The 25,753-nt window shown below is 59.3% G+C and carries 26 protein-coding genes; 7 read left to right on the top strand and 19 right to left on the bottom strand.

All coding sequences use genetic code 11. The annotated features are described in order from the left end of the window. Positions 1–47 precede the first annotated feature (47 nt). From LDZ28_RS32165 to LDZ28_RS32150, 4 genes are all read right to left on the bottom strand, one after another. Positions 48–521 (bottom strand): hypothetical protein, encoded by a 474-nt coding sequence (locus tag LDZ28_RS32165; RefSeq protein WP_244832459.1) that lies wholly within the window; start codon positions 519–521, stop codon positions 48–50. A gap of 95 nt (positions 522–616) precedes the next feature. Beyond that, a complete protein-coding gene (locus LDZ28_RS32160) occupies positions 617–1,537 on the bottom strand; it encodes a CsgG/HfaB family protein (protein ID WP_244832458.1) in 921 nt (306 codons plus the stop codon). Between the two features lie 90 nt (positions 1,538–1,627). After that, positions 1,628–2,068: a curli assembly protein CsgF gene (locus tag LDZ28_RS32155; RefSeq protein WP_244832457.1), complete on the bottom strand. Its 441-nt coding sequence runs from the start codon at positions 2,066–2,068 to the stop codon at positions 1,628–1,630. Positions 2,069–2,138: 70 nt separating this feature from the next. After that, positions 2,139–2,780 carry a curli production assembly/transport protein CsgE gene (locus LDZ28_RS32150; protein ID WP_244832456.1) on the bottom strand — a complete coding sequence of 214 codons (642 nt, stop codon included), beginning with the start codon at positions 2,778–2,780 and terminating at the stop codon, positions 2,139–2,141. Positions 2,781–3,293: 513 nt separating this feature from the next. On the opposite strand from LDZ28_RS32150, the gene LDZ28_RS32145 reads away from it, so the two are divergent. Continuing rightward, positions 3,294–3,962, top strand: coding sequence for a LuxR C-terminal-related transcriptional regulator (locus LDZ28_RS32145; RefSeq protein WP_244832455.1), 669 nt, complete (start codon positions 3,294–3,296; stop codon positions 3,960–3,962). A gap of 100 nt (positions 3,963–4,062) precedes the next feature. On the opposite strand, the gene LDZ28_RS32140 is transcribed toward LDZ28_RS32145, so the two are convergent. After that, positions 4,063–5,154 carry a lipopolysaccharide biosynthesis protein gene (locus tag LDZ28_RS32140; RefSeq protein WP_244832454.1) on the bottom strand — a complete coding sequence of 364 codons (1,092 nt, stop codon included), beginning with the start codon at positions 5,152–5,154 and terminating at the stop codon, positions 4,063–4,065. Positions 5,155–6,775: 1,621 nt separating this feature from the next. Between LDZ28_RS32140 and LDZ28_RS32135 the strand changes: the two genes are divergently transcribed. Then, complete coding sequence (locus tag LDZ28_RS32135) at positions 6,776–7,207, top strand: NUDIX domain-containing protein (RefSeq protein ID WP_244832453.1); 432 nt, start codon at positions 6,776–6,778, stop codon at positions 7,205–7,207. A 1-nt stretch (position 7,208) separates the two neighbouring features. Here the strand turns inward: LDZ28_RS32135 and LDZ28_RS32130 are convergent, their stop codons facing one another. After that, a complete protein-coding gene (locus LDZ28_RS32130; RefSeq protein ID WP_244832452.1) occupies positions 7,209–8,753 on the bottom strand; it encodes an MFS transporter in 1,545 nt (514 codons plus the stop codon). 12 nt (positions 8,754–8,765) lie between these two features. Then, entirely contained in the window at positions 8,766–9,146 is a 381-nt protein-coding gene (locus LDZ28_RS32125) for a tautomerase family protein (protein ID WP_244832451.1), read from the bottom strand. A 126-nt stretch (positions 9,147–9,272) separates the two neighbouring features. Between LDZ28_RS32125 and LDZ28_RS32120 the strand changes: the two genes are divergently transcribed. Together LDZ28_RS32120 and LDZ28_RS32115 are read left to right on the top strand one after the other, a co-directional pair. Further along, a complete protein-coding gene (locus tag LDZ28_RS32120) occupies positions 9,273–9,755 on the top strand; it encodes a MarR family winged helix-turn-helix transcriptional regulator (RefSeq protein WP_244832450.1) in 483 nt (160 codons plus the stop codon). Between the two features lie 29 nt (positions 9,756–9,784). Continuing rightward, positions 9,785–10,234, top strand: coding sequence for a tautomerase family protein (locus LDZ28_RS32115; protein WP_244832449.1), 450 nt, complete (start codon positions 9,785–9,787; stop codon positions 10,232–10,234). Positions 10,235–10,479: 245 nt separating this feature from the next. Here the strand turns inward: LDZ28_RS32115 and LDZ28_RS32110 are convergent, their stop codons facing one another. The 11 genes from LDZ28_RS32110 to LDZ28_RS32060 all read right to left on the bottom strand — a co-directional run bounded on the left by LDZ28_RS32110 (position 10,480) and on the right by LDZ28_RS32060 (position 21,605). Further along, positions 10,480–10,959 (bottom strand): ribonuclease, encoded by a 480-nt coding sequence (locus LDZ28_RS32110; protein ID WP_244832448.1) that lies wholly within the window; start codon positions 10,957–10,959, stop codon positions 10,480–10,482. Positions 10,960–11,224: 265 nt separating this feature from the next. After that, positions 11,225–11,443 (bottom strand): hypothetical protein, encoded by a 219-nt coding sequence (locus LDZ28_RS32105; protein WP_244832447.1) that lies wholly within the window; start codon positions 11,441–11,443, stop codon positions 11,225–11,227. 143 nt (positions 11,444–11,586) lie between these two features. Beyond that, entirely contained in the window at positions 11,587–11,895 is a 309-nt protein-coding gene (locus LDZ28_RS32100; RefSeq protein WP_244832446.1) for a hypothetical protein, read from the bottom strand. Positions 11,896–11,992: 97 nt separating this feature from the next. After that, entirely contained in the window at positions 11,993–12,844 is an 852-nt protein-coding gene (locus LDZ28_RS32095; protein WP_244832445.1) for an amidohydrolase family protein, read from the bottom strand. Positions 12,845–12,869: 25 nt separating this feature from the next. Beyond that, a complete protein-coding gene (locus tag LDZ28_RS32090) occupies positions 12,870–14,510 on the bottom strand; it encodes a class I adenylate-forming enzyme family protein (RefSeq protein ID WP_244832444.1) in 1,641 nt (546 codons plus the stop codon). A 57-nt stretch (positions 14,511–14,567) separates the two neighbouring features. Then, positions 14,568–15,662 carry an ABC transporter ATP-binding protein gene (locus LDZ28_RS32085; RefSeq protein WP_244832443.1) on the bottom strand — a complete coding sequence of 365 codons (1,095 nt, stop codon included), beginning with the start codon at positions 15,660–15,662 and terminating at the stop codon, positions 14,568–14,570. 25 nt (positions 15,663–15,687) lie between these two features. Then, positions 15,688–17,277, bottom strand: a complete 1,590-nt coding sequence (locus tag LDZ28_RS32080) for an NAD(P)/FAD-dependent oxidoreductase (protein WP_244832442.1) — start codon at positions 17,275–17,277, stop codon at positions 15,688–15,690. A gap of 19 nt (positions 17,278–17,296) precedes the next feature. Beyond that, the gene (locus LDZ28_RS32075) at positions 17,297–18,148 is read right to left on the bottom strand and encodes an ABC transporter permease (RefSeq protein ID WP_244832441.1); all 852 of its coding nucleotides are present in this window, start codon (positions 18,146–18,148) and stop codon (positions 17,297–17,299) included. Further along, on the bottom strand, positions 18,145–18,978 hold the full coding sequence (locus LDZ28_RS32070) for an ABC transporter permease (RefSeq protein ID WP_244832440.1): 834 nt from the start codon (positions 18,976–18,978) through the stop codon (positions 18,145–18,147). The genes LDZ28_RS32075 and LDZ28_RS32070 overlap by 4 nt, the downstream gene beginning before the upstream one ends. Positions 18,979–19,003: 25 nt before the next feature. After that, entirely contained in the window at positions 19,004–20,080 is a 1,077-nt protein-coding gene (locus LDZ28_RS32065; RefSeq protein ID WP_244832439.1) for an ABC transporter substrate-binding protein, read from the bottom strand. 31 nt (positions 20,081–20,111) lie between these two features. Further along, the gene (locus tag LDZ28_RS32060; RefSeq protein WP_370652318.1) at positions 20,112–21,605 is read right to left on the bottom strand and encodes an aldehyde dehydrogenase; all 1,494 of its coding nucleotides are present in this window, start codon (positions 21,603–21,605) and stop codon (positions 20,112–20,114) included. A 146-nt stretch (positions 21,606–21,751) separates the two neighbouring features. On the opposite strand from LDZ28_RS32060, the gene LDZ28_RS32055 reads away from it, so the two are divergent. Then, complete coding sequence (locus LDZ28_RS32055; protein ID WP_244832438.1) at positions 21,752–22,648, top strand: LysR family transcriptional regulator; 897 nt, start codon at positions 21,752–21,754, stop codon at positions 22,646–22,648. A gap of 660 nt (positions 22,649–23,308) precedes the next feature. On the opposite strand, the gene LDZ28_RS32050 is transcribed toward LDZ28_RS32055, so the two are convergent. Continuing rightward, the gene (locus LDZ28_RS32050) at positions 23,309–24,493 is read right to left on the bottom strand and encodes an acetyl-CoA C-acyltransferase (RefSeq protein WP_244832437.1); all 1,185 of its coding nucleotides are present in this window, start codon (positions 24,491–24,493) and stop codon (positions 23,309–23,311) included. A gap of 497 nt (positions 24,494–24,990) precedes the next feature. Here LDZ28_RS32050 and LDZ28_RS32045 point away from each other — a divergent pair, with 497 nt between their 5' ends. Both LDZ28_RS32045 and LDZ28_RS32040 read left to right on the top strand, forming a co-directional pair. Beyond that, the gene (locus LDZ28_RS32045) at positions 24,991–25,251 is read left to right on the top strand and encodes a hypothetical protein (RefSeq protein WP_244832436.1); all 261 of its coding nucleotides are present in this window, start codon (positions 24,991–24,993) and stop codon (positions 25,249–25,251) included. A 37-nt stretch (positions 25,252–25,288) separates the two neighbouring features. Next, the gene (locus tag LDZ28_RS32040) at positions 25,289–25,549 is read left to right on the top strand and encodes a hypothetical protein (protein WP_244832435.1); all 261 of its coding nucleotides are present in this window, start codon (positions 25,289–25,291) and stop codon (positions 25,547–25,549) included. The last annotated feature ends 204 nt before the right edge of the window (positions 25,550–25,753 follow it).

Raw genomic sequence — 25,753 nt, 5'->3', positions numbered from 1 at the left:
ATTTCATCGAATGGCTGCTCCTTGATTCCTTGCTCGTTGTTGTATGCTTATCGGGCGATCACCAACGCCTTTGCTCCGTTACCCGTTTGCTGGACCTGAATGCCGCTGCCGGCGCCTCCTTGAATGATGGTTGCCTGATTACCGTTGCCGCGTTGCGCTACCGATGCGTCGTTGCGAGACCCGTATTGCGTAACCGACGCGTAATCGCTATTGCCTCGTTGCGTCACGCTGGCCGTGTTGTATGACCCCGATTGCACGCCGACATACTGATTGCCGTTACCTGACTGCACCAGCGACTGCCAGTTCTGCGTCCCGGTTTGCTGCGACGCCGCCACGTTCGCCACGCCAATCTGATTGATGGTGATCGCGTTGACGCCGGTTTGCCGGGCCTGCACCGTGTTCGCTGAACCCGTCTGATTCACCGTCGCGCTTTGGCGGCTCACCGTGAAAGCCGGCTCCCCTGCACCGAAATCCGAGATGAAGGACAGGTCAGCGGCACTCGCGGTCGACGCAACAATCATAAGCATTCCGTATATTTTATTAGCGATCGACTTCTTGATTATTCGGTTCTTCATTTACGGCTCCTGATGCGAGGTAATAATCGCGTGCGCCGGAATCAACCGCCCGACGATGCCTTTTCCGGTTCGACCTTCGTCGGGTCATACGAGGTGTTGACCTTGTCCATATCCGCGACGTAGTTCTGGTTTTCCTGCAGATAACGCTGAACTGTCTGGTCGTACCAGTCCTTGTCGTCCTTGAGCGCCCAAGTCTGGTTCTTCAGTCCCTGCACGATCAGATGAACCACTGCGGATTCGATCGCTTCCTTGACGCATAACTGCGCCGGCTCATTGCGCGTCAAGCCTGCTTCAGCCTGGAGCAGATCCTTGAAGCCAACGAACTTGTAGACGCCGACATCCACTTGATACGAGTAGATGGTTTTGGTCGTCGAGACGCTATTCAGGATTTGCCCGTTGCGTATATCGACGGTGCGTAAGTTCACGGTCACCTGATCCACGCGATATTGCTGCGAGCCGCTGATCCCGAGATACGCCACGCCCGCGCCGCCGGTCTTCACATTCGAGTCGTACGCCACGATCCCGCCTTCGAGGATGATGCTGGCCGGCGCCAACGCGCCGATCTGCGGAATGACGCGGTTCTTGTCGTCCGGTGTTTCGAGCGCGCGCATGATCTTGCGTTCGGTCAGCAGGTCCTGAAGATTTTCGCGCTCGACCGGCGTGAACCAGCCGGAATCGCGCATGGCGGCAACGAGGAACGACGCTCCACCTTGCGTAACCTGCGATGAAAACGAACTGTCGGGCGACGGCTTGTACTGACCGGTCAGATCACGAAAGCCATAGACGGCAGCGAGCACGCGGCCCTTGGGCGGCGGCAGATGCACGAGGTCGCGGGTCACGCGCGTGGGCGGCGTGAGCGTCGCGTTGCCCGCCACATTCTGCGGCGATACCGCGCAGCCTGAGAGCGTGAGCACGGCGGCGCTGACGAGCGCGAGCGTTGCCCGGAGTGCGAATCGGTTCATGATATTCCCCGTGTCTTACTGTTTCTTGTTGGTGTCGATCTGGATGACGGCTGGTCGCAGCCCTCGCTCCAGCATTTGGCGTAGGCTGCGTTACTGGCCGCCGCTCACCACGAAAGTCGTTGAAGCACCCGAGGTCTTGTCGGTCGTCGTCACTTGCAGATTGCCGTTCGCTATCTGCGCGATGTTGATCGAGAAGTTGCCCGTGTTGATGGTGCCTGGCTTGAGCGATCCATCCGTGCCCACGATCGAACTCGTCACCGAACTCGCCACGCGTGACAGAATGGCCTGCTGCAACTGACTGTTGAATTGATCGAGCGTGGACTGCGAACTGGTCAGGCTCGCCAGACTCGGGTCCTGATGCTTGTTCTGTGCGGTCGCCTGATCCATGAGAACAGGACCGTTCGCGGGATTCCCGCCGAAGGTCGGATTGATGGGCTCGTACACCAGCGGCGATGCATACGCTCCGCCAATCAGTCCCGCGTTGGCTATAGCGGTAAGCAGTATCCGCGTGAAGGTCTTTTGGTTAGTCATCCCGATTTCCTCGAACTCTCTTTTATCGTTTGAATGCTGTCTTTGTCTTTCTGCTACCGTATGCCGCGACTTACATTTCATCCGATGCGAGATCGGCTTCATGAAACAGCAGGCGCGATATATCCGCCTGCAGCACTGTCTGCAACGCGCTCGCCGCCGCGCTTTCGGCAATAGGCCGCACGTTCGCCCGGGCAATAGGCAAGAACGCCTGAAACACACGACGCTGATCGTATTCGACCCAGACCAGACTGCCGTATCTTGCAGAGGGACGCTCATGGACCGACACGTTATAGCGTTCGCTCATCGGCATCTGCGTCCATGCCTGAGCAAAAAAGTTATAGAAGTCTTCGCCTACCAGCGTCACCGCGTCGTTGGTAACGATCCCGCCAAGCGTATCCACGAGTGGAGATCTGGCATCCGGCTTGGCGGGCAATGTGTTGCTGCCCGTGATCGTCGACTGGCGGCTGACCGTCGCACTGTCGGTGAGTGCAGGCGACGCCGTTTGCGGCCGGACCCTCGTAAGCGGACTCGGCGTCGGCGGGTTCGGCAGCGTGACGAGCGCACGTGCTTCATTACCCGAAGCGGAGCCATGAGCGCTCGACGGCGAATCGGCGTCCTGCGCGCCGTGAGCATACGCCGCGTTATCGACCATGTTGCCGAGTAGCGCGGCCGTGGTCACGAACGTCATCGACGCGACCCAGAACTGCGGCATGCGCCACGCGTCCTTTGTCGAGATCCTGTTTGCATCGCCATCGTGTCGCATACAAGCCTCTCGTCGTCATTCCTGCAGACTTCGTTTGGCCGAAGCGATGCAGTGGTATGGAACGCATTCTGGCGGATGGCGATGGCGGATGTCGATGGGTCAAATGAACACCTCTCGCTGCCATGAAACTTCCGCGACTCGTGTCGCGGGGAACACGTTACGGTGTTACGAGAACGCACGTGCGGCGGGCGTTTGAGACGCTCGTTCGTTTGCGGCGATTGCCCTTAGAAGCCGCTGCGCAAACGTTAGCGGCCAAAGGCGAGACGTTCGTGATTGAAACAGTTTTGGTCCGCCTGGTTCAAATTCTGGCGGATTTCAACTAGCAGTGAGCGGCTTGTTGGAGACCTCTTGTCCAACAAGGCTTCGCAGAATTTGGCATACAAATTGCCTCTGCCTGGTCGATGCAAAAGTGCCAACGTGATGGCTCCAAAGCCGGCCTAAAAAAACACCGAAGGGGATGAAATGCTGGAATGTATTGTGGCATCGGAGATGAACGTCGCGGTTTCGATCAACGCGCAGGAAGCGATGTCGGACGCTCGGACGGTCAAGGCCGTCGCGCTCGAAAGCAGCGATGCCGCAACGCTGGTCGATTATCTGTTCAACGAAGAGACCACGGTCGTCGCCGTCGATGCCGATCTGAACGTCATGTGCAAGATGTCGAACGCGTTGGCCCTACTTGGCGACCAGGGTGGTCTTGCTATCCGCGATGGACAGCTCATGCATCTGAACGCGAAGGCCTACGAAGGACTCAAGTCGAGCGTGGCGAAGACGCTGGCTTGCGGTCAGTGCAGCACGATCGTCGTGACTGGAGCTTGGGGACATGCGTGGCATATGGTGATCACGCGCGCGGACGATCTTGTGCTTTCCTCACGGCCGCGAGCGGTATTGCGCATTGAGCGCCGTCATATTTTTCGCCGGCCGGAGGTAGCGACACTCCAAAGTGTGTTGGGCTTATCGCAGGCTGAAGCGCGGATGCTGCGCGAGTTGATCTGCGGTCACAGCGTCAATGAATGCGCAGCGATTCTTGACGTGTCGATTGCGACCGTACGTAAGCACCTTGCCGCAACGCTCAAGAAAACGTCCTGCTCGCGTCAGTCGGAATTGATGCGGCTAGCGAGCATCGTGACGTGACGTGCGACCTGGTGAACGTTGACCATCGGTTGAATGGGAACGGGTCTCAACGCTTACCGAACAAGAAAAGAAAGAGCCCGAAGGCCCTTTCTGACTCGCTTTACTTCGGGTGACTTGCAATGAAACTCTTGACTGCGGTGAAGGCAGGCTTTTGCGTCTTGCCATCGCTCGTCATGAGACCGTATGCGCCTTCGCTGTCGTCGTACATTTCGAAAGCCTGAATCGACTGGATGTTGTACTTTGCCGCGTTGTTGTAAAACTGCTGCATCATCAAGCTGCCGGTGAAGTACGACGCGATTGCCGAGTACGTACCGTAGGTCGGACGCACACCGTACTCGTTGATCCAGACCGGTTTGCCAAACGAGTTCAGCACGCCGAGGATGTCATGGCAACCTGTGTTGCCGCAAGCGTGGGTCATGTCGCCCTGGTCCGAGTACCAGTGCCATGCCGTGATGTCCCAGCTGACAGTCGGGTGACCATGCGTGCCGTCCGGCTGCGAGCCGTCCGCAAGCATCTGAAAGAACGCGGTGTGCTTCCACGTGCCGTCGACGATGATCTTCGCCGAGCTATTGACCGACTTCACGCCCGCGATCATGCCGCGAATCAACCCGCGCGCGACTGTGAACGGCTGATTGCTGTAATGGTTCCAGACGTTGCCGTCGTAGTTGCCAGAGAGCGTGTTTGCTTCGAGCTCATTGCCGACTTCGTAGTACGTGTAGTTGTACGTCTGCGCCGTCTGCTGGCCCATCGTGTAGCCCGCGTTATAGGCGGCCTGCTCGCTGTTGTAGTTCAGGCCCAGCAGCATCACCGGATAAACCTGTACGCCGCCTGCCGCAAACTGCTTTGCGACCGTGGCGAGAACCTTCGCCGATGCCTGGCTGTACACGTCGTTACGGTAAATCTTCACACCGAGATTTTGGAGTTGCGAAAGCTGCGTTGCGTACGACGTGGTGTCATACGCGCCGCCGTTCGTGATGTGGCCGTTTGCGCCGTAGAAGATGGAACTGGTGGTTGCGGCCTTTTCGGTCGATTGCGGCGTGGCGGCGGACTTGTCGACTGCGGCATCGACTGCGCTTTCGCCGCCGCCACCGCAAGCTGCTAGCAACGTGGAAGCGACCAGAGCAGTGGCAAGCGCTGCGGCTTTAGTTTTCGACAGAACTTTCAGGAAATGGGAAGACTGATTTTCATTCATGTTAGTTTGCATAACTAATTGCCGGGCTAGCGCCCGCACATGTTTAAAAGGTTGCCGGCACTTTCCGCCGACAGCTAGCACACAGTTCGCTAGTTGCGAGGTTCGCCGTAGCACCACGTCGACTTCGCGACGAGTCACGGCTTTCCGCGGCTTGCTTTGTACTCAGCACGTAAGCAAACGATTGCTTTCGACTGCAGGAACTGCCGATCGAAGCTTCCGAACGTAAGACACAAGAAACCGCGTTAGATGTAGCAACTATTACCGTATTCGGCTGTGCGAATTCTTGCTTAGAGCAAGATGTGCCGAATCGGTGAGAACGGAAGCAAGGTTATCGTCTTATGAGATGACTGTAAATGTGAAATTAAGAAAAAAATGCGTTAAGTTTTCCTGACAGTGAAACATATACCGATTGATATGAAGTTTCTATTTCGAAAGGATGGCGGCGGTTTCAGGGGTACAAAAATTGGACACAGTTGGTCTTAAAGGCGTTGTGCGACATTGCGCAATCGTTGGATCGACGCGTAGCCCGTTAGAACGGTAGCGAGCGCACAGGGCGTAGGCGCTAGCGTCGAGTCGCGAGACGTTGCCATGTGTGATGGAATCGACGCGACAGGCCGACGAGTTTGCTAGCGCAAGCTGCTTAGAGGATCGCTAAAGACAGCGACCCCTATCGCACTTCTTAGGGGAAGAAATTCGGCCGGGCCATTTGCGAAAGCCGGTAATCTCAGGCTCTCAACCGCCCGCAACGGCTAGAGCGTTACTCTAGAAGCAAAGCGCAATGCCCCCTGTCATCCCGATGCTCGAAAGCTGGGTAACAAAGTTGACTAAGCGATACTTCTTAGCGACCTCTCGATACCATCGCGAAGCGTCGTGATGGCAAAAGGCAAAGTGGAATCGCATGCGCTATGCATGCTGAATGGATAACCCGCCTTAAAGGGCCGTTCGAGGCTCGACATGCAGGGAGCGCAATCCTCGGGAAACCGGTGAACATCGCTGCAAACGTGATATCTCGTCATGCAAACGCGATGCCGGAGTTCTCTCCCGGCCGGGTGCGCCTGAATCGTTGGGGCGCCGCCTTCCTGCGACCCGATCACGAATCGGTGAGGATGCGAGAACTCCGCCACGCTCATCAAAGCCCGAATTCACTGCCACCGCAGATACGGCTCACCAAAGCCTGCGGCCATGACCGGACCCCACGAGGTGCCGCTATCGAACAACATGCCAACGATTAGCGGCACACGGCGTGATGAACAAAGCGTCGGCCGTGATTTAATGCCGTCGTCTCCCGCAAGGAGCTTAACGCCGACGCGCATTCGATCGCGTCGAGTCACAAATCCGGCGCGACGATTGATAATGCTCTGATTCGGATTCCCAACTATTCAATTCCGCTTCATTGGCACGGCTGCTTTGTGCGCTCGCTTCGGGAACTGCTGAGAGGATGAGTTCCAACATAGTGCACGCCGGATCAGGATTCAACCGAAGTCGCCGTCGAGGCTCGACGCAATCAGCCTGATTCATCGCCGCCAATATTAATAAGCCGCCTCGCGGTTTAAACTTGCGCTCGCCGCTTCGCGACGTAGGATCGCGAACCGAACATCAGCTTCTTCCACGGTGCACAAAGATGAGCCGAATGCAAAGCGTTGTCGACGTACATGTCCTGTTCAAGAACGACAATAACGAATATCTCTTCATCCAGCGCGCAAGTACTGGCCATAGAGACGGTCAGTATTCGCTGGTCGCCGGTCATCTCGAACCTGGGGAATCCATCGAGGAATGCGCGATCCGCGAGTCGAAGGAAGAAGCCGGCGTGAGCATCGCGCCAGGTTCATTCGACTTCACGTTGGTGATGCGACGCGATTCGGAACAGAACCGAATAAGCTTCTTTCTGACATGTCGTTCTTGGGAAGGCGTCCTTGCGAACATGGAGCCGCACAAGTGTTCTGCGTTTGTTTGGGCGCCGCTGGACCATCCGCCTGAGCCGACCGTCGACTACTTAGCCCATGCGCTTGAAAATATTCGCAACGGCGTGATACTGGCTGATTTCAAGCCTTGATTCAGCGTGCTAAAGTCGGCGGTGTCTCAGCCGGATTCACGAGGCGCCAAGTCAACGCTGCCGACAACAACATGAACAATGCAGCCACGACGAACAGCGCTTGATACCCTTTGGCGAAGCTAATCGCACCGAGTGCATGCAACGCGGCATCGCTCCAGCCTGGCAAGGTTGCGCTCTGAAGATGCCCTGCAGTGATATCCACTACGAGATGAAGGCGCTGCTGCGAATCGACGGAAGGCATCGAATTCGTAATGACATTTTGGACACGCGCAAACATCACCGCGCCGAGCATTGCGATTCCGATGACGAGTCCGGTAAAACGGGTCGTGCCCGACACACCCGACGCCATGCCGGATCGCTCCTTTGGGATCACGGTCATCGAAACCTTGGTCGTCTCGCCGTTGAGCATGCCCGCGCCGATGCCCGTCACGACCATGCCTACGATGAGAGGCGCATAAGCAAGCATGGTCACGACCGCCGCGAAACAGACGAGCCCGATGCACACCGTAAGCAACCCGAGCGTAAGCAACGCGCGCCCTGTCAGGCGATGCGCGAGATGACGCGACACGAGACGCGGCACGATAAAGAGTGGCCCGACCATCGGCAGCATCATGAGACCCGCGCTCGCCGATGTCGCGCCGAGACCGCTTTGCAGAAAGATCGGCACGAACGTCAGCATCGTGAGCATGCCGATGGAAAACGCAAACTGCGCGAGCGTCGCACCGAGAAACGTCCGATTGCGGAAGTACGATAGATCGAGCATCGGCCGCGTCTGACGTCGCTCGACAATGACGAACAACACGAACAGCACGCCAGCGCCCAAGAATTCAGCAATGATCCAGCGATCATGCCAGCCGCGCCGATTGCCTTCGATAAGCGCAAGCGTCGTTAGAAAGAGCGCCGTTCCGAAGCATGCGACGCCTGGCAGGTCGAGTCGCATCGAGTGCGGATCGCGCGACGATTCGATCACACGCAAGATCAATGCAAGCAATACGACGCCTATCGGCACGTTGACATAGAACGCCCATTGCCAGCCGAACGCCTGCGTGATCAGTCCACCGACCACCGGACCGCTCGCGATCCCGATGCCCACTACGGTGCCCCAAAACGCGAACGCTCGCGCCCGTGCTTCGCCGTGGAATGCGTGCGACAAGGTGGCGAGTGCGGCGCTCAATTGCATGGCCGCACCGGCGCCTTGCAACGCGCGCGCGGCTATCAACATCGGCAAGTTCCACGCGGACCCGCATAGCAGCGATGCGAAGGTGAACAACATCAGCCCTGTAACGAGCAAGCGCTTGCGTCCGAAGCGGTCGGCGAGCGCGCCTGCTGGCATCAACAGCGACGCGAAGCTCAACATGTACGCCGTGATCACCCACTCGATGCCCGCGAAATCCGCATGCAGCGAGCGCGCAATGGAGGGCAGCGACACCGACACGATGTTCGCATCGAGTTGCAGCATGAAGGACGGCGCCGAGGTGCAGATGAGCACGAGCCACTCATGCCGCTTCGTCGCGGCGTCCGGTCTGCTTGCGAGTGAGCGATCCATGCGGCGCGCTCCTCAAACCGCGTATTGCGCTACGCCGTTGCCGAACGACCAGTTCTCTTTCTTCACTTCGACCAGATTGATGAAGACGTTCTCAGGTCGTATGCCCGGCGCTGTCGAAAGTCCCTCGGCAATTGCGCGGTAGAGCGCTTTCTTTTGATCGGTGCTACGTCCTTCGTTCCACGTGATCTGGATGATGACGAGGTCGTCGTCGCGCGCAATGCCAAGATACGTCGGATCGAACATGAAGTTGGCGTCTTCATGCTCGTTGATGACCTGGAAGCGGTCGTTCTGTGGCACACCGACACTGAGCATCGCTTCATAAACGACGAGGCCGATCTTCTGGCGATAGTCGGCATCCTTTCCCTTCTTCAAGTCGATACGAACAAACGGCATGATGGAGCTCCATTTGATGAGGACCGGTGCGGCAAATTATCAGCATATGCTTGCAATCTGTCAATTGCCTGCATATGCTGATAATGGAATAATGACTCTGCAGGAAACTTCGCAGAGGAATGAGTGATGGCAACGAAAATGGCGGCAAAGAATGTGAATCGCGGGCGACCCGGTTGCAGTTGCACCGCACTGCGCAAGGCCACGCGACGTATTTCACAACTCTATGACGCGGCAATATCGCCAAGCGGCCTGAAAATCACGCAGCGCGCGGTGCTCGCTCAGATCGGGCGATCGGAGCCGACCAACGTCGGCAAGCTCGCTGCAGCGCTGGTAATGGATTCGGGCGCGCTCGCGCATACGCTTAAGCCGCTTGAGCGTGACGGCTTCATCTCACTCGAGGTGAACCCTGACGACAGGCGGCATAAATCGATTGGTCTCACGCCCGAAGGACGCGAGAAGCTCGCTGAATCCGACGTTCTGTGGCGCAAGGCGCAAGCTATCTTCGATTCATCATTGGGCCGCGCCGAAGCCGAAGCACTGCGCGGCGTGCTGGACAAGCTCTTATCGGATGAATTTGCGGAGCGCTTCGAAAAGGACATGCAACGCTAGCGGATAAACGCTAACCAGGGAGACGCCCTATGCCGACTTACCTCGTATCTGTCACGGACGGACTGCTTTCCGATGACGCGAAAGCAAACATCGCGCGCGAAATCACCCGAGCGCATAGTCAAGCCACGGGTGCGCAAACTTTCTTCGCGCAGGTCATGTTCAGCGCGATTTCACGAGGCGCTCATTTCATGGGCGGTAAGCGGATCGATACGAATCAGATCTTCGTGCATGGACACATTCGCGCAGGAAGAACGCCTGAGCAAAAGGCCAGGTTGCTTGCCGATATCGTGGAATCCCTTCATCGAATCTCGAAGTTGGAAAAGCGTTTTTTATGGGTTTATCTCTCCGAGTTGCCGCCTGCGAACATGATCGAATACGGACAAGTCTTGCCTCAGCCTGGAACTGAACAACAGTGGCTTGACGGGCTGCCGGAGGCAGATCGCGCCTATTTGCTAGGGCTTGCGGGCACACAGGACTGATCGTCGACTCACGCTCTTCGATTATGTTGGCGGGTCATACGAAGTTATTGCCTGCGACTTGCCTCAAGAATCATTCACGCTCGTCGATACGGACGGGGATGCTATCTAAAACTTCGATCGACCTAAACGTATGACGATAGCATTCCCCACCGCCATTACCAACGTCGAGCAGCGCGCTTAAGAATTGCTAAGAAGCAATCGAGGTCCTTAAGAAGGCGCCCCAAGGCATTCCCGCTTATTCCAAATCAATCTGCAATACGCTTGAAACTGACGTAGTAATCTTCAGTGTAATAGCAGTCGTTAGTCTGTTTGCGCTGTCCACCGCACACGATGCGTCGTTGCCCGCGATCCGTCGCGCCCGGCGTGCGCACGGTATAGGCGCGGTAGTAGCCACGCGGATGTTGCGGCAGCATTGCGGCGCTATTGCGGAACATGACACCGTCTTCGGCGAAGGGGAACGGACCACCGGCCTTGATCAGACGCAGTGTCTCAGTCGCCTCGCCTGGCAATTGCGCTTTGGTGATAGCGGTGACGGCGGCTGGCGCGCTGTGTTCCTGCGTGGCCGATGCGGCTTGCGTACCGCTCGCGACCTGTCCTGGCTGGGCTGGCGCCTGACTCGCTGATGCGCCCGCATCTGGAGTCGCGCTTCGCGATCCGTCTTTGTTGCATGCGCAGAGGATTGCGCTCAAGGTAAAAATGCAGCAGAAAGCCAGAGTTCGCTTCACGAAGTTGTTGTCCCCGGATTGACCAGCATTCGATTACTGCAAGCGGTTCAAGAATAGCGCTAGTAGCAGCCTGAGGCAATGTTCGCGCGTGGTCGACGAAACCGCACCAACGATGCTTTAAGAACTCAACCAGGAAGCGCAAACGAAAACGGCCTAAAGGCGCAGGTATCGCGCCTTTAAGCCGCACTTTGAATACTCCGTCACCTCGTTCGATCGTTTCAACCCTGAACCACTGCCGAACGAAGCGAATCCGACACCCTAAAGCTTAGGGCTTCGGTGCCGACGACGGGATCGGGGCAGCCTTCGTCGTGTTCTTGTGATGCTTGCGGTGATGCTTTTTAGTCTTGGTTCCACTTGCGAGCTGCGCGGCGTCGGCCGTCGTGGCAGCCGGAGCTGCAGGGGCTACGGCAGGCGCCGAAGCTTGTGCGAATACACCAACGGAAAACAAAGCGGCGATCGATGCGGCAACAAGTTGCTTTTTCATGGCGGTCAGGCCCTTCGTGGTTGTTTAACAGTGTCGCGGCTTAAGTACCGCGAGTACTTGCTTAACGCCTCGCCACGCTGTGTGTTGACACGCATCGAAAAAAAATTTCCGGTCCTTGTTGGAAGACATCCCTGACAAGCCAGCTACTTAATCTCCTTCAATGTTGTAAGGTCTACCACGCCATTCTGACTGGTAAACGCAGGGCCATGCCCTGTGCTACTTCCTTGCGACACCCCGCTAATGCAATGGTCCGCGCTGTCATAAGTCTTTAACGTGCCGTTGTCTTCGATTAAAAGTCGCTTCGCATCCGCAAAGAAGGCGTAGCGCAGACCGTTCTGTGCACCACTCGTTTGCGGCTCGCCGAGATTGTCCGGCCACCAATGTTCCATCGGCTTCATGGGCTCCATCGGTTGCATCGGCGTCATGGGTTTCATGGGCTTCATCGGTTCCATCGTGTTCCTTGTGGGCTGAGCGCTGGTTTGAAGGTCAGACGACGTTCACTGTCAGCAACACGCGTACCGCCTTTCATTCATTCACGACGCGGGCGCTTTAGCCTCCAAGGAACTGCACCGCATTGTTGCAGAGCCAATCCTCGCGAACCTGATCCGCCATTCCAAGCGCATCGAACTCCTGCAAAGCCTTATCGACCGGCATCATCGGAAACGCGGACCCGAAGATCATGCGCTTCTTAAGCACTGTCTTGCCGTATTGCAAAAGCGGCTCGTAACCCGAGTGCGCGGTGGCAAGTAGCTTCGGCCGCACAGCCACGGTGCCTATCCATACATTCGGATGCCGCCACGCCACCGCAAGCAGTTCATGCACCCACGGCCATCCCGGCGGCGAAGCGCATACCCGCAACGCGGGCAACGACATCATCACGCGGTCGAGCGCGGCAGGATGGCCATGCATCATCGAGGTATGCGTCGAGAAGTTCGTGCCGCAATGAATATTCACCGGCACGTCCAATTCGACACATTTGCGATAAAGCGGAAACAGCAAGGGATCGTCGATAGCCAACTTATGCTCGAAGCCCTGCACATTCAACCCACGCAGACCGAGTTCGCGCACCGCCGTCTCGAACTCCGCGACCGCCGCATCGCCTTTATGCGGATCGACGCCTGCAAAGCCGATGTAGCGCTCGCCATGCGTGTGACAAAACGCAGCCACGTGGTCGTTCGCTATCTTCACGCCGAACGTGCTGGTGAGATCGCGCGCCTTCAACACGACATGTCGCGCTTTCAGTCGCTCGTAAGTCGCGAGATAGTCGTCGAGTGGATCGACACCATTCGCACTCGCGACTTGACGCTCCGTACCCTCGTACACGCGCCGATAATTCGCCAGATGAGTGACAGGACCGTCGAACTGCAACGACGGAGGACGGCTCGAAAAGTCCACGAACATGGGCAGCTCCGGCAAGCGTCTGGCGTTACCGCCAACGCGACTCCTGACGATCGAAGGTATCGACGAACGGATCGGTTGTCTCGGCAATCAGGCGTTTTTTCGCGATCTTGCGCGAAGGCGTACGCGGAAAATCGCCGACGATATATTGCAGATAACGCGGCACCTTGAACGACGCGAGATGCAGCGCGCAATGCTCGAACACCGCCGCGGGCGGAACGTCGCTATGCGTGAGTCCTTCGCGCAACTTGAGGTACGCCTTCACTTCCTCGCGACGCAGCGGATCGGGCACCGGCACGACTGCGGCTTCATCGATCGCATCCATGCTGCGTAGAACGGTCTCGACTTCGGTTGCCGAGACATTCTCGCCCGAGCGCTTGATCATCTCCTTGATGCGTCCCACGATGAAATAAAAGCCCTTTGCATCGCGTCGAAACAGATCGCCCGTGCGAAACCAGTCGCCATCGAAACTCTCGGCGTTGGCCTCTGGACGCTTGTAGTAGCCCCATAAAATGCCGCGCCCGCGAATCCAGAGTTCACCGACTTCATCTATATCGGCGATACTGCCGTCATCGCGACGAACCTGCAGTTCACGAAACGGGGCAGGCAGACCGCAAGTGCGTTCGAGCGCCTCTTCATGGGCCCACGCGGGCACGAGTGCGCCCGTTCCTACTTCGGTCATGCCGAAGCCTTCGCGGGCAATCACGTTGAAGCGCGCCTGCACTTCTTCGCGCGCGCTTCTGGTCCATCCGTAGATGCTCACATACTTCAGGCATACATCGGCGTCGCGTTCGCTCTGTGGATGCGCGCTCAAGGCAGGCTCGGGAAAGATGCAGTAGTGAATCCGATAATCGATGAGCCACGACATGAAGCGCGTGAGGCTCATGCGCTCGGCAATGTACGCGGTGCCGCCGAGCTTAAGCGTCATCAGGAACTGCCACATCGGGTCCATGTAGAAGAACGGCGCCCAGATCAACACGTTCTCGATGCCCGCTTCCGGCCCGCGCCTGTTACGCGCCGCACCGTGGCAATGAATCATCCAGTAATCGTGAGTCAGCATGCAGCCCTTCGGAAAGCCCGTCGTGCCTGAGGTGTATTGCAGATTCAACAGGTCGTTGCGCGACATCGTTCCGGGCGCATTGAACATGGCGCTGCCCGCATCGAGCAAAGCCTGCCATTGCAGCGGATGCTCGCTCTCGCCGCACACGATCACACGTTCCCATGCAAGCAGTGCGGGCAGCGTGGGCGCATCGGCGAGACGCGGCAGGAATTCGGCGTCGATCACAAGATACTGCACGTCGGCATCGGTAAGGACGAACATCATTTCGTCCTGCGTGTAGGCGGTGTTCACGGGCACCATGACCGCGCCGATACGACCCAGCGCGATCCACGAGATGGGAAACTCGGGCATGTTCTTCAACATCAGTCCAACGTGACAGCCCTTGCGAATACCGCGCCTGACGAATGAATCGGCAAGCTGTGAAGCCGCGCGATCGATTTGCGCATACGTCATCTCGATACTGCGATCGAACCACACCGCAGCGGTCTTGTCGCCATATAGCGCGGCCTGTTCGCGCACGAAATCTCCGAGCGATTCAGGCAATGCGAGTTGCTCCTGACGCTTTCGACGGACGAGTTCGTCCGCCACGGTCGGCGACTGTGTCTTCATACATGCTCTCCACGAAATTCGAAACCTCGCACGGCGAGGCGCGCTTGTCGCGCGTATTTAGTCTTGAAGAATGATCTGGCAATCCTCCGGCGCCCAGTCGACGAGCACCGGTGCGCCGCGCTCATGTTCGGCGCGCCGCCGTGTGCCCTGTTGCTGCACGACGATCTGCGTATCGTCGGCAAGACGCACGTGATGACGCACGACGCTGCCGAGCGTGATCGAGTCTTCGAGGGTGCCGGAATGACAAATGCCATCGACAGCATGATCGTCAGGCGGCCGATGCGCGGACGTCATTCGCACGCTTTCCGGTCGCACCAGTAGCTTCACGGCCGCACCGCGCGACATCGTCTGCGATGCCGTCGCGGCGCGCAGCATGCCAAGCGGAGTCGACACGACCACATGCGTCCCGATGTCGTCCTGCACGGTGCCCGAGATCAGATTGGCCGTGCCGATAAAGCTCGCCGCGAACGCCGTGCGCGGCGAACGATACAGCTCGTCGGGCGTCGCGATCTGTTCGACGCGCCCCTGATTCATGAGCACGATGCGGTCCGACATCGAAAGCGCCTCGTCCTGATCGTGCGTGACGTTGAGCATCGTGATGCCGAGTTCCGCATGCAGCCGGCGAATCTCGAGTTGCATCTGTTCGCGCAGCTTCTTGTCGAGTGCGCCGAGCGGTTCATCGAGCAAGATCAACGCCGGGTTATAGACGATGCAACGCGCAAGCGACACACGTTGCTGCTGGCCACCCGACAGTTCCTTCGGCTTGCGCATCGCGATGTCGGGCAAGCGCACCATGTCGAGCACGTCCCTTACCTTGCGGCGAATCTCGTCCTTCGGCATCTTGCGCACGCGCAGCGGGAACGCAATGTTGTCGAACACGGTCATGTGCGGCATCAGCGCATAGTTCTGAAACACCATGCCGAGTCCGCGGGCACTCGGCGGCGCATTCGTGATGTCGACGCCGCGCACGAAAATCTGCCCGGACGATGGCGTGACCATGCCCGCTATTACGTTGAGCAGCGTAGTCTTGCCGGAGCCGCTAGGGCCGAGCAGCGTGACGAACTCGCCTTGCTTCACGCTGAAGTCGAGCGGCGCGAGCGCCTGCACTTCGCCGTAGCGCCGCGAGACCTGCTTCAGTTCGATCATGTTCATCGTCGGATTCCGTGAGTGATGCCGCTCAGTGACGCTCGCTGCGCATCACGACCTGCGCCGCGTTGTGGCCGGGCACACCCGTCACGCCGCCGCCCGGATGCACGGATGCCCCGCATTGATAGAGTCCCTTCACCGGTGTGCGATAGTCCGCGGCGCCCTGCACCGGCCGCCTGAAGAAGATCTGATCCGCGCTCAGTTCACCGTGATGCACATGACCGCCCGGCAGCGCGAAGATGCGCTCCAGATCGGCGGGCGAAAGCACTTGCGCATCGTCGATGCAGTCGCGAATATCGGGCGCATGCAACGCAAGCGTATCGAGCACGATATGAAAGAGACGTTCGCGCTGCGTGTCCCATGTTCCTTCGCGTAACGTATAAGGCGCATGCTGGCCGAAGATGCTCATCAGATGCTTGCCCGCAGGCGCGACGCTCGGGTCCATCACGCTTGGCGTCAACACGACGAGCGGCGGTCGCGGCGATATCTCGCCGTACTTGGATGCATCCCACGCGCGTTCGAGATACTCCACCGAAGGTCCGATACGAACTTGCGCGGGATAAGCAAAACCTGCTGCATTGGAATCGAAATCCGTGAAAGTGGGCAGGCGTCGCAACGCGAGATTCACTTTGAACGCGGTGGAACGGTCGCGTATCTGCGCGACACGCGCGAGAAATTCAGGCGGCACGTGATCCGCATCGACGAGTTGCTGAAACAGGATTTTGGTCGCCACGTTCGATATGACGCAGCCCGCTTCGATCGATTCGCCCGATGCGAGCCGCACGCCCGTCGCTCGTCCGCCGCTTATCTCCACCGACGCCACCGGCGCATTGCAACGCACCTCCATGCCATGCGCCCGCCCCGATGCCGCGATGGCTTCGGAGATGGAACCCATGCCGCCACGCACGAAGCCCGCCGGCCCCTCGCTCGTGGTGTGATCGCGAATGAAGCCGCGCAGCAACACATACGCCGAGCCGGGCGAGCAGATGCTCGTGGCCGCTCCGCCGCACGAGGCGTAGAAGCCCAGCGCCGCGATCATCTGATCGGACTCGAACCAGCGCGACAGGTAATCGCGCGCGCTCAACGTGAGTACGTCGTACAAGTCGTAGAACTGCTCGCCCATATCGCGGAAACGCCAGGCGAATCCAAGCAAACGCCCGCGCGCGCCGAGCGCGGCATCGGCGGGATCGGGCGGAATCTCCCAGAGCATCTCGGCGACGACCTTGCCGAGCCGAGCCATATGCGCGCGATACTTACCGTATGCATCGGCATCGGCGCGGCTAAAGCGCGCGATATCCGCATGAAGCCGTTCGCCTTCCCCGCGAAACACAAGGCTCTTGCCATCGCCATAGAGATGCAGCATGGGCGGCGGCACGACGATCTCGTAGCCGTACTTCGCAAGCTCGAGTTCGCGGATGATACGCGGCTGCAACAACGCCATCGTGTAGGACGCGGTCGATACGCGATACCCCGGCCACACCGCTTCGCTGACGGCCGCGCCGCCTGCGAGTTCGCGCCGTTCAAGCAGACATACCTTGAAGCCTTTGCGCGCGAGATAAGCACCGCACACGAGGCCGTTGTGTCCCGCGCCGATGATCACCGCGTCGTACCTGTTCGCCATGTTGGTCTCTTGTTCAAGATTAGTCGGCGGACGCGTCGCGCCGTTGCAAAGCCATGATGCCGATGCACACCAGAAGCGATATCAGCGTGAGCAGCGTCGAGACGGCGGCGAGCACCGGCGATACTTCCCAGCGGATCGCGCTGTACATCTTGACCGGCAAGGTCGTGGTCTGCGGTCCCGAAATGAAGTACGCGACCACCACTTCGTCGAATGACAGAAGGAACGCGAACAGCACGCTCACGGCCACCGACGCGCGTATCTGCGGCAACACCACTTGAAAGAAGATGCGCACGCGGCTTGCGCCCATCAGAAGCGCGACGGCTTCGAGCGATGCATCCGCGTGACGCAAGCCCGAGCCCACCGCAATGATCACGAACGGAACGACGAGCACGGCATGCGCGAGCGCAAGTCCCCATACCGTGTTGACGAGCGAGAACATCGAGAACTGCTTATACACGCCAAGACCGAGCACGACGACGGGCACGAGCATGGGCGTGATGGCGAAGGTTTCGAGTACGCGCTTGCCCGGAAACCGGCCGCGTGCAAGCGCATAAGCGCCGGGCACACCGGCCGCTATCGAGATTACCGATGCCAGCAGCGCGACCATCACGCTCGTCACACACGCGCCCCACCATGCCGGATCGGCGAAGAACTGCCGGAATAGCGCAAGCGAGAGGGTCTTCGGCGGAAACGTCAGTTCGCTGCCGCCGCCGAACGAAATCGGCACGATCACGAGGCTTGGCAGCAGCAGGAACAAATAGCCGCACCATCCGCCGATGGAACCGAGCACGCGCATGAATACACGCGAGTCGCGGCGCTTCGGTTCGGGCTTGACGAATTCGTTGCTGACACGCGTTGCGGTATCCATCATGCGAGCGCCTCCGTGCCACGCTGAACGCGTCCGAGCACCGCGATCAGCGCCCCGGACAGCACGAGCAGCATCACCGCGATGGAAGCGGCCAGCGTCCAGTCGAGCGTCTGCCGCGTGTAGAAGTCGATGAGGTTGGCGAGCATCATGTCGCGCGGCCCGCCGAGCAACGCGGGCGTGATGTACATACCCATGGAGAGCGTGAGGCACATGAGAACGCCTGCGAACACGCCGGGCATCGACAAAGGCAACGTGATGCGCGCGAAGATCATCGCGGGACCTGCGCCCATGAGTTCGGCGGCGAACTTGAGGTTGCGGTTCTGCGTGGTGAGGCTCGTGAGAATGGGCAGCACCATGAACGGCAGAAGATAGTTGGTCATTCCTATCACGACGCCAGTGCGGTTGAACATGAGGTCGGGATGCCATGTATCGCCACTCAGCCATCCCGCGAGCTTCGCGACGATCCCCGCGCTGCCCAGCACGACGGTGAAGGCATAACTCTTCACGAGCACGCTGGTCCAGAACGGCAACATCACCATCACGAGATACGGCGCGCGCTTCGACATGGGCATGCGGGCGAGATGCAGCGCGACGATATACCCAAGCACGAGACTCGTCGCCGTGGCGAGCGCGCTGATGATCATCGTGTTGCCGAGCACGCGATGTATGAGCGCGCTCGTCAGCACCTGTTCGTAGCCGCGCAGCGTGAACGCGTGTTCGTAGATGCTCGACCAGCCGACTACGCCGAGCGGCCACAAGAAGAACACCGCGAGCAGGCCGTAGAGCGGCAGCAGCATCACGACGACAGCCTTCAGGTTCAGCGTGTAACTCATCGCGCGCCCCTTGTTTTACGCTACTTTATGTCAGCATCCAGGTCGTAAAGCGGTTCTGCAACGCGTCGTAGTGATCGCCCCACCACGTGTCGTTGATGATCACGCTGTTCGGATCGTGCATGTCCGGCATGCGCGCCTTGGCGGCGGCGGATACGAGCGGCATGGCCTGCACCGCGTTCGGCGCGAACTCGACCATCTCGCAGAATGCGGCCTGGCGGTCGGGGCGCAGACAGAACGCCACGTATTGCATGGCAGCTTGCGTGTTCTTGCCGTACTTCGGCACCGCGAGATATTCGAGGCTGTTGAGCGTCTGCTTCATCGACATCTGCACCGACGTACCCGCTCTTTGCGCGGGCAAAACGCGACTCAGATACGTGTACGTGAAATCGAGTTCGTTACTCGCGATGAGCGTCACCGTCTCCGGCGTCGTCTCGATCCACTTGCGCACACCCGGCTTGATGCGGTCCATCGCCGCGAAGGCGCGCTCGACATCGAGCGGATAGAGCTTGTCGGGCGCGACGCCATCCGCGAGCAACGCCATCTCCAGGTTCTCGCTCACCCGTGGGCGCAAACCCCGACGACCCGGAAACGCTTTTACATCCCAGAACTCCGCGTAGGTCGTCGGATGCTTGCTGCCGCGCTTCGGGTCGAAGCCGATCCCGCCCGCATACGAATACGTGCCGACGAAGTCCGCGCCCGTCTTCGTGATGAGGCCATCGGTCTTGACGATAGCCGGGTCCAGTTTCTCCCACATGCCCTGACGCGAACCCGCGACGATCTGCGGTCCAATGCTGTCGAACACATCCCACGACACATTCTTCGATTCGACCTGCACCTTCATGCGCGCGAGATCCGCGCTGTTGACGAGATTCACCGCGATGCCCGTCTCTTTCGCAAAGGGTTCGGCGAACGAGGCACGCACCGCCGCCTCATAGGCGCCGCCCCAGCAGGTCACGCTGATGCTCTTTGCCTGCGCACGCACAATGGCCGGTGCGCCGAGCAGCGCGGTGCCGGCGAGCGCGCCGGCTTGCAGCAGGAAGGTGCGTCGTGAAGACGACGGACTGGTCGATACGGTATCGGCTTGGGATAGTGGCGCGTTCATGTCGGTCTCCATGCGAGGTCGGGGCACTGCTTCATCCGGCGATCCAGATCGCCTTCCAGTCCATGTATTTGTCGAAGGCGTGCATCGACTTGTCGCGGCCGAATCCCGATTGCTTGAAGCCGCCGAAGGGCGAGGACATGGTGCCGCGATCGAAGCAATTGACCCACACCACGCCCGCCTTCAATTGACGCGAGACCTGCTGCGCCCGCGCGATGTTCGAGGTCCACACCGCGGCGGCGAGGCCGTAGATCGTGTCGTTGGCGACGCGCACCGCTTCCTCCGGCGACTCGACCGTGATCGCTGACAGCACCGGCCCGAATATCTCCTCGCGCGCGATACGCATGTCGTTGCTCACGCGATCGAACACGGTCGGCTCGATGAAGTAGCCGCCCGATTCCGGCCGCGCGGTACGCCCGCCAGCGATGACGCGCGCGCCATCGGCACGACCCGCATCGATATACGACATGACCGACTCGTGCTGCGCCTGGCTCACGATCGCACCCATCTTCGTGGCGGGATCGAGCGGGTCGCCGGGCACGAGATCCCGCGCGATGGCCGCGACTTTCTCCAGCAGTTCGTCGCGTACCGCCGCGTGTACGATCAGCCGCGAACCCGCGTTGCACACTTGTCCGCTATTGGCGAAGATACCGGCCGCCACGGCGCGCGCGGCGGCGTCGAGATCGGGGCAATCGTCGAGCACGATATGCGGGCTCTTGCCGCCGCATTCGAGCCCGATGCGCTTGATATTCGACTGACCCGAGTACTGCATGAACAACTTGCCGACAGCGGTCGACCCGGTGAAGCCGACGGCATCGACATCCATGTGCAGACCGAGCGCGCGCCCCGCCGTTTCACCGTAGCCCGGCACGACGTTGAGCACGCCAGGCGGCAAACCCGCTTCGGCCGCGAGCGCGGCGATACGAATCGCGCTTAGCGGCGATTGCTCCGCGGGCTTGAGGATCACCGAGTTGCCTGCGGCGAGTGCGGGGCCAAGCTTCCAGCTTGCCATCGAGAGCGGATAGTTCCACGGCACCACGGCCGCGACCACGCCGAGCGGCTCGCGCACGATCATGGTGGTCACGTCGGGTGCGGCGGGCGCGGTTTCGCCATAGAGCTTGTCGATGGCCTCGCCATACCACTGGATGCAGGTGGCCGAACTCACGATGTCGCCGTTGTAGGCATTGGTGATCGGCTTGCCGACATCGAGCGATTCGAGCAGCGCCAGCTCTTCGCGATGCGCCATGATCAAGCCCGCGAATTTGAGCATGACGGCTTTGCGTTCGGCAGGTGCGGCGCGCGACCAGACGCCGGATTCGAAGGCGCGTCGCGCGCTTCTGACCGCGACGTCCACGTCTTCCGTTCCGCATTCGGCGACTGCGGCGATGGTGCGGCCCGTGGCCGGGTCGATGCTCGCAAAGAGCTTGCCGGAGAGCGCGTTCACATAGCGCCCGTCGATGAACGCGCGGCCCTCGGGCCGGATTTCTTGCGCGCGGGCGCGCCACACCGATGCGTCGGGAATGCTCACTGCAAAGCTCCTTGAGTTGGGTCGATTGCCTGCGTGCCTTTCAACATCCAGCGTTGAAATCAAGTGTAGGGTTTCAAAAGTATGAAAACCAATACATTCTGATAACCTTGTTCCTGCCAGAAAGTTATACCTTCGACGGGTCCGCCATGCTCAAAGTGCGTCATCTGGAAATCTTCCGCGCGGTGGTCAAGGCGGGCAGCGTGTCCGCTGCGGCACGTCTGCTCTACGTGTCCCAGCCTGCCGTGACCAAGACTCTGCGCATGCTGGAAGAAGACATCGGGCTTACGCTTTTTCTGCGTGTGAAGGGGCGGCTCGTATGCACGCCCGAGGCGGAGGCAATCCTGCCGGAGATAGAGCGGTTGTTTGGCAGCGTGCAATCGATTGCGCAGACCGCACGCGAGATTCAGGAGGGCCAGCGTGGGTCGATTCGCGTATCGACAGTCTCCATGCTCGCAACCACTATCGTCGCGCGCGCGGTCGGCAAGTTCCGCGAGACGCATCCGCAAGTCGAGTTCGATATCAGGGCGTTGCCTACGCGTCACGTCGTCGAATACGTGAACAACAATCAGGCGGATTTTGGCATTCTGGATGTAGCCGCGCCTTCAGGCACGCTCGAGGTGGAGGAGTTCTGTCGCGCCGAACTATGCTGCGTGATGCGTGCGGAGCATCCGCTTGCTGCGCGCAAGACGGTCACGCCTCGCCTTCTGGATCACGAGACGCTCGCGACCTTCGGGGAAGACACGTTAACGGGATGGCGCCTGCGCGAAGCCTTCCGCGCGCAGGGACGGGTCTTTACGAGCGCGTTCGTGTCCAACAGCACGCCGGTGCTGTGCGCGCTCGTGCGGGAAGCCAATGCGGTGGCGCTGGTGGACCCTTTCTCGCTGATGAGCCGTTCGTTTCCGGACTTGATTGCACGACGATTCTCGCCGGCCGTACCGGTCGAACCGCGCTTTCTCTTTGCGCCTGGCAGACCGCGGTCGGTCATCGTCAATCAATTCGTCCTTCAATTGAAGGAGACTGCGGCGGAGTTCGTGATGGGGTGAGTCTTTAGGTGCATGCGTTAGGGACTAAGGCCGACTTGTGCTTGCAGCGAGCGCCGAAGTATCGGCTGTCATGCGATTCTCACCCGTTTCGATCTTGCCGACGGCGACAGCGCCACTCTCCGAATCACCCGACGTGCGAGTGGACCAGAGCGTAATGCCTGCCAGTGCAACGAGGCAGACCGTCGTCCATGCGGCTACGGTGCTCAAGTGATCGCGCAGACGCCTTGGCATCCGCAAAGCAGGCTTGCTGGCCTCGACGATCTCGGGTGCCGGTTTCTCCATCACGAATCCGCATCTAGGGCAGTTCGCTACTTCCGTGCGTGCTTCCGCGCCGCATTCCTTGCATATGATGGAAAACATCCGTACCTCTGTCCGCCTCGTGTGATCGCTCCTGAGGTAACGACACGGCGCGCGCGATCTTTAGCTTTCTCCCTTGAAACGTGAGGTTTTATGCGTTTTCGATTGATCCGGTGCGGTGCCTTTCGACGGGGCAGGCCTGTGCGCATGCGCCGACGATATTGCCCGAACGCGATGCCTTCGTCACGCGTATGGCGGCGTGAATCGCGTGCTGTAACGCACGGCCCGCGCGTCTCGTCAAAATTGCCATGCTGCTCGACGGATTTCGGCCCGGCATTCCTGCCGGACTTTTTGCGCCATGCTTTAAAGACTTTCGAGCGCGAGCGCGATGCCCTGCCCTCCGCCGATGCAAAGCGTCACGATGCCTCGCCGCACGCCATCGCGACGCATCGAGTGGATGAGACGCGTGGTGAGCACCGCGCCCGTGGCGCCGATGGCATGACCATGCGCGATAGCGCCACCATCCACGTTCACGATGTCCTCGGGAATCCCGAGTTCAGCTATGACGGCGAGCGGCACTGCAGCGAAGGCCTCGTTGATCTCGAAGCGCTCCACGTCGCCCAGCTTCCAGCCCGCGCGCTCCAATACCTTTGTCACGGCCGGGGCCGGTGCGATGCCAAACAGCCCCGGCTCGACCGCCGATACCGCGAAAGCGACGAGCCGCGCCGAAGCGACTACATCTAACGATTCAGCCGTGGCACGACGCGTGACGATCATCGCCGATGCGCCGCTATTCAGGCCCGGCGCATTGCCTGCGGTGATGGTGCCGTCCTTGCGAAATGCGGGCTTGAGCCGAGCAAGCGTTTCGAGGTTGGTATCGGGACGCGGTTGCTCGTCTGTATCGAACGGAGACACGCCTTTTTTGCCAGGAACGTCGACGGTCACGAGCTCGTTTGCGAAGTGACCTGCATCTCGCGCACCGCTGAAGCGCCGTTGCGAACGTTCTGCCCAGCGGTCCTGCGCCTCGCGGCCGATGCCGTACTTGCTGACGAGGTCTTCCGTGTGCCAGCCGGAATGCTGGCCCGAGAACGCGTCGTCGAGTCCATCGCGCAACATGCTGTCGATGACCTGTGCCGCGCCCATGCGTTGACCCCATCGCGCCGCAGGCAGCAGATACGGCGCGCGATCCATGTTCTCCATGCCACCGGCGATAACCACGTTCGAGATATCGAGTGCTATTTCCTGAGCCGCCGATGCAATTGCCTGCGCGCCCGACCCGCATACCCGATTCACCGTGACAGCAGGCGATGCCACCGGAATGCCGCCGTTGATCGACGCCTGGCGCGCGGGATTCATGCCGCTGCCTGCCTGGATGACGTTGCCCATGATGACTGCATCGACCTTTCGCGGCGCCAGACCCGTGCGACGCACGCTCTCGCGGATAGCGGTGGCGCCCAGCTCCGTTGCCGCCACTTCTTTCAAGCTGCCGCCAAAGGCTCCGATTGGCGTGCGCACCGGCGCGCATAGAACGATTTCGTCTTTGAACATGACATTCTCTCCATGGTTAGTGCATATGCACATTTTTCCATGGATTCGAGAAGCTTGCAGGGACGATGGGTGGTTAAGCGTTCGACGGCGGGACGACTCGATCAGGGCCGGGATGACTCCAAATAGCACTCTGCGCGTTAGCAAAGTTGAGTTGTTTCGATATTCGAAGTGTGGACGGCGGTAGCCAAGGACTCGTGAGACTTGGCTGGGACTAGATTTTTTTTACGTCTCTGTCTTGCGGACCAAGAGGACCTTCCACTGTGTCTGTTCAGGACAGTCATTTTCGAAATTTATGTCGGCTCCATCAAAACACAAATGTTTCTACTGATCTTTCTCAACCTGATCGAAGCGTGCGACCAATTCAACTTTTATTATTTTAAATCAATCATTTAGACAGCCAAACCAAATTTATTTGCGTCGTTGGCATGCCTCTCGCATATGTAGCTGCGAGCGCAACAAATCAACGCTCGACCAACCAACCACTTAGGAGATTCACCATGCTGACGATCAAAGACCTCGCCGCTTCCAAAGAACTCGGCCGTGCTGAGATGGGCGCCATCACGGGCGGTAGCTCGTTCTTCTCGAACGCCGGTATCAACAGCAACGTTCAAGCAGGCGGTCTGTCCTTCGCTTCGCCCCAAGCGAACATCGCACCTGTCACGCAAGTCGATGCATCGACCACCACCAACGTCGATCTCAAGACCGTCAACAAGTCGATTACCGCCGTGGGCAGCCTGCTCGGCGGCATGGCGCTTTAATTCACACCATCCAATCACATTGTTTAGGAGATTCATCATGCTGACCATCAAGAACCTCGTTGCTTCCAAGGAACTCGACCGCGCTGAAATGGGCGCTATCACGGGCGGTAATTCGCTCTTCTCGAACGCCGGTATCAACAGCAACGTGCAAGCTGGCGGCGTGTCGTTCGCTTCGCCGCAAGCGAACATTGCACCTGTTTCGCAAGTCGATGCATCGACCACCGCCAACGTCGATCTCAAGACCGTCAACAAGTCGATCACCGCTGTGGGCAGCCTGCTCGGCGGCTTGGCACTTTAATTCACACCATCCAAACACATTTCTTAGGGGATTTATCATGTTGACCATCAAGAACCTTGCTGCTGAGAAAGAACTCGATCGCGCTGCAATGGGCTCCATCGCGGGCGGCTTCTCGATCTTCTCGAACACCGGCGTCAACTCGAACTATCAGGCAGGCGGCGTGTCTTTCGCGAGCCCGCAAATCAACGTCGCACCGGTCACGCA

It is taken from the genome of Caballeronia sp. TF1N1, from assembly GCF_022878925.1.
In the GTDB taxonomy this organism is placed as follows: domain Bacteria; phylum Pseudomonadota; class Gammaproteobacteria; order Burkholderiales; family Burkholderiaceae; genus Caballeronia.
Note: the sequence above shows the minus strand (reverse complement) of the source record. Positions and strands in the feature narration are given on the sequence as shown.

Coding starts and splice junctions, on each gene's coding strand:
- LDZ28_RS32155 (WP_244832457.1), bottom strand. CDS start 2,068: ATGACTAACCAAAAGACCTTCACGCGGATACTGCTTACCGCTATAGCC.
- LDZ28_RS32105 (WP_244832447.1), bottom strand. CDS start 11,443: ATGAAAAAGCAACTTGTTGCCGCATCGATCGCCGCTTTGTTTTCCGTT.
- LDZ28_RS32115 (WP_244832449.1), top strand. CDS start 9,785: ATGCCGACTTACCTCGTATCTGTCACGGACGGACTGCTTTCCGATGAC.
- LDZ28_RS32055 (WP_244832438.1), top strand. CDS start 21,752: ATGCTCAAAGTGCGTCATCTGGAAATCTTCCGCGCGGTGGTCAAGGCG.
- LDZ28_RS32050 (WP_244832437.1), bottom strand. CDS start 24,493: ATGTTCAAAGACGAAATCGTTCTATGCGCGCCGGTGCGCACGCCAATC.
- LDZ28_RS32150 (WP_244832456.1), bottom strand. CDS start 2,780: ATGCCGCAGTTCTGGGTCGCGTCGATGACGTTCGTGACCACGGCCGCG.
- LDZ28_RS32100 (WP_244832446.1), bottom strand. CDS start 11,895: ATGGAACCGATGAAGCCCATGAAACCCATGACGCCGATGCAACCGATG.
- LDZ28_RS32040 (WP_244832435.1), top strand. CDS start 25,289: ATGCTGACCATCAAGAACCTCGTTGCTTCCAAGGAACTCGACCGCGCT.
- LDZ28_RS32140 (WP_244832454.1), bottom strand. CDS start 5,154: ATGAATGAAAATCAGTCTTCCCATTTCCTGAAAGTTCTGTCGAAAACT.
- LDZ28_RS32090 (WP_244832444.1), bottom strand. CDS start 14,510: ATGAAGACACAGTCGCCGACCGTGGCGGACGAACTCGTCCGTCGAAAG.
- LDZ28_RS32085 (WP_244832443.1), bottom strand. CDS start 15,662: ATGAACATGATCGAACTGAAGCAGGTCTCGCGGCGCTACGGCGAAGTG.
- LDZ28_RS32165 (WP_244832459.1), bottom strand. CDS start 521: ATGATTGTTGCGTCGACCGCGAGTGCCGCTGACCTGTCCTTCATCTCG.
- LDZ28_RS32075 (WP_244832441.1), bottom strand. CDS start 18,148: ATGATGGATACCGCAACGCGTGTCAGCAACGAATTCGTCAAGCCCGAA.
- LDZ28_RS32135 (WP_244832453.1), top strand. CDS start 6,776: ATGAGCCGAATGCAAAGCGTTGTCGACGTACATGTCCTGTTCAAGAAC.
- LDZ28_RS32080 (WP_244832442.1), bottom strand. CDS start 17,277: ATGGCGAACAGGTACGACGCGGTGATCATCGGCGCGGGACACAACGGC.
- LDZ28_RS32145 (WP_244832455.1), top strand. CDS start 3,294: ATGCTGGAATGTATTGTGGCATCGGAGATGAACGTCGCGGTTTCGATC.
- LDZ28_RS32130 (WP_244832452.1), bottom strand. CDS start 8,753: ATGGATCGCTCACTCGCAAGCAGACCGGACGCCGCGACGAAGCGGCAT.
- LDZ28_RS32120 (WP_244832450.1), top strand. CDS start 9,273: ATGGCAACGAAAATGGCGGCAAAGAATGTGAATCGCGGGCGACCCGGT.
- LDZ28_RS32095 (WP_244832445.1), bottom strand. CDS start 12,844: ATGTTCGTGGACTTTTCGAGCCGTCCTCCGTCGTTGCAGTTCGACGGT.
- LDZ28_RS32045 (WP_244832436.1), top strand. CDS start 24,991: ATGCTGACGATCAAAGACCTCGCCGCTTCCAAAGAACTCGGCCGTGCT.
- LDZ28_RS32070 (WP_244832440.1), bottom strand. CDS start 18,978: ATGAGTTACACGCTGAACCTGAAGGCTGTCGTCGTGATGCTGCTGCCG.
- LDZ28_RS32160 (WP_244832458.1), bottom strand. CDS start 1,537: ATGAACCGATTCGCACTCCGGGCAACGCTCGCGCTCGTCAGCGCCGCC.
- LDZ28_RS32125 (WP_244832451.1), bottom strand. CDS start 9,146: ATGCCGTTTGTTCGTATCGACTTGAAGAAGGGAAAGGATGCCGACTAT.
- LDZ28_RS32065 (WP_244832439.1), bottom strand. CDS start 20,080: ATGAACGCGCCACTATCCCAAGCCGATACCGTATCGACCAGTCCGTCG.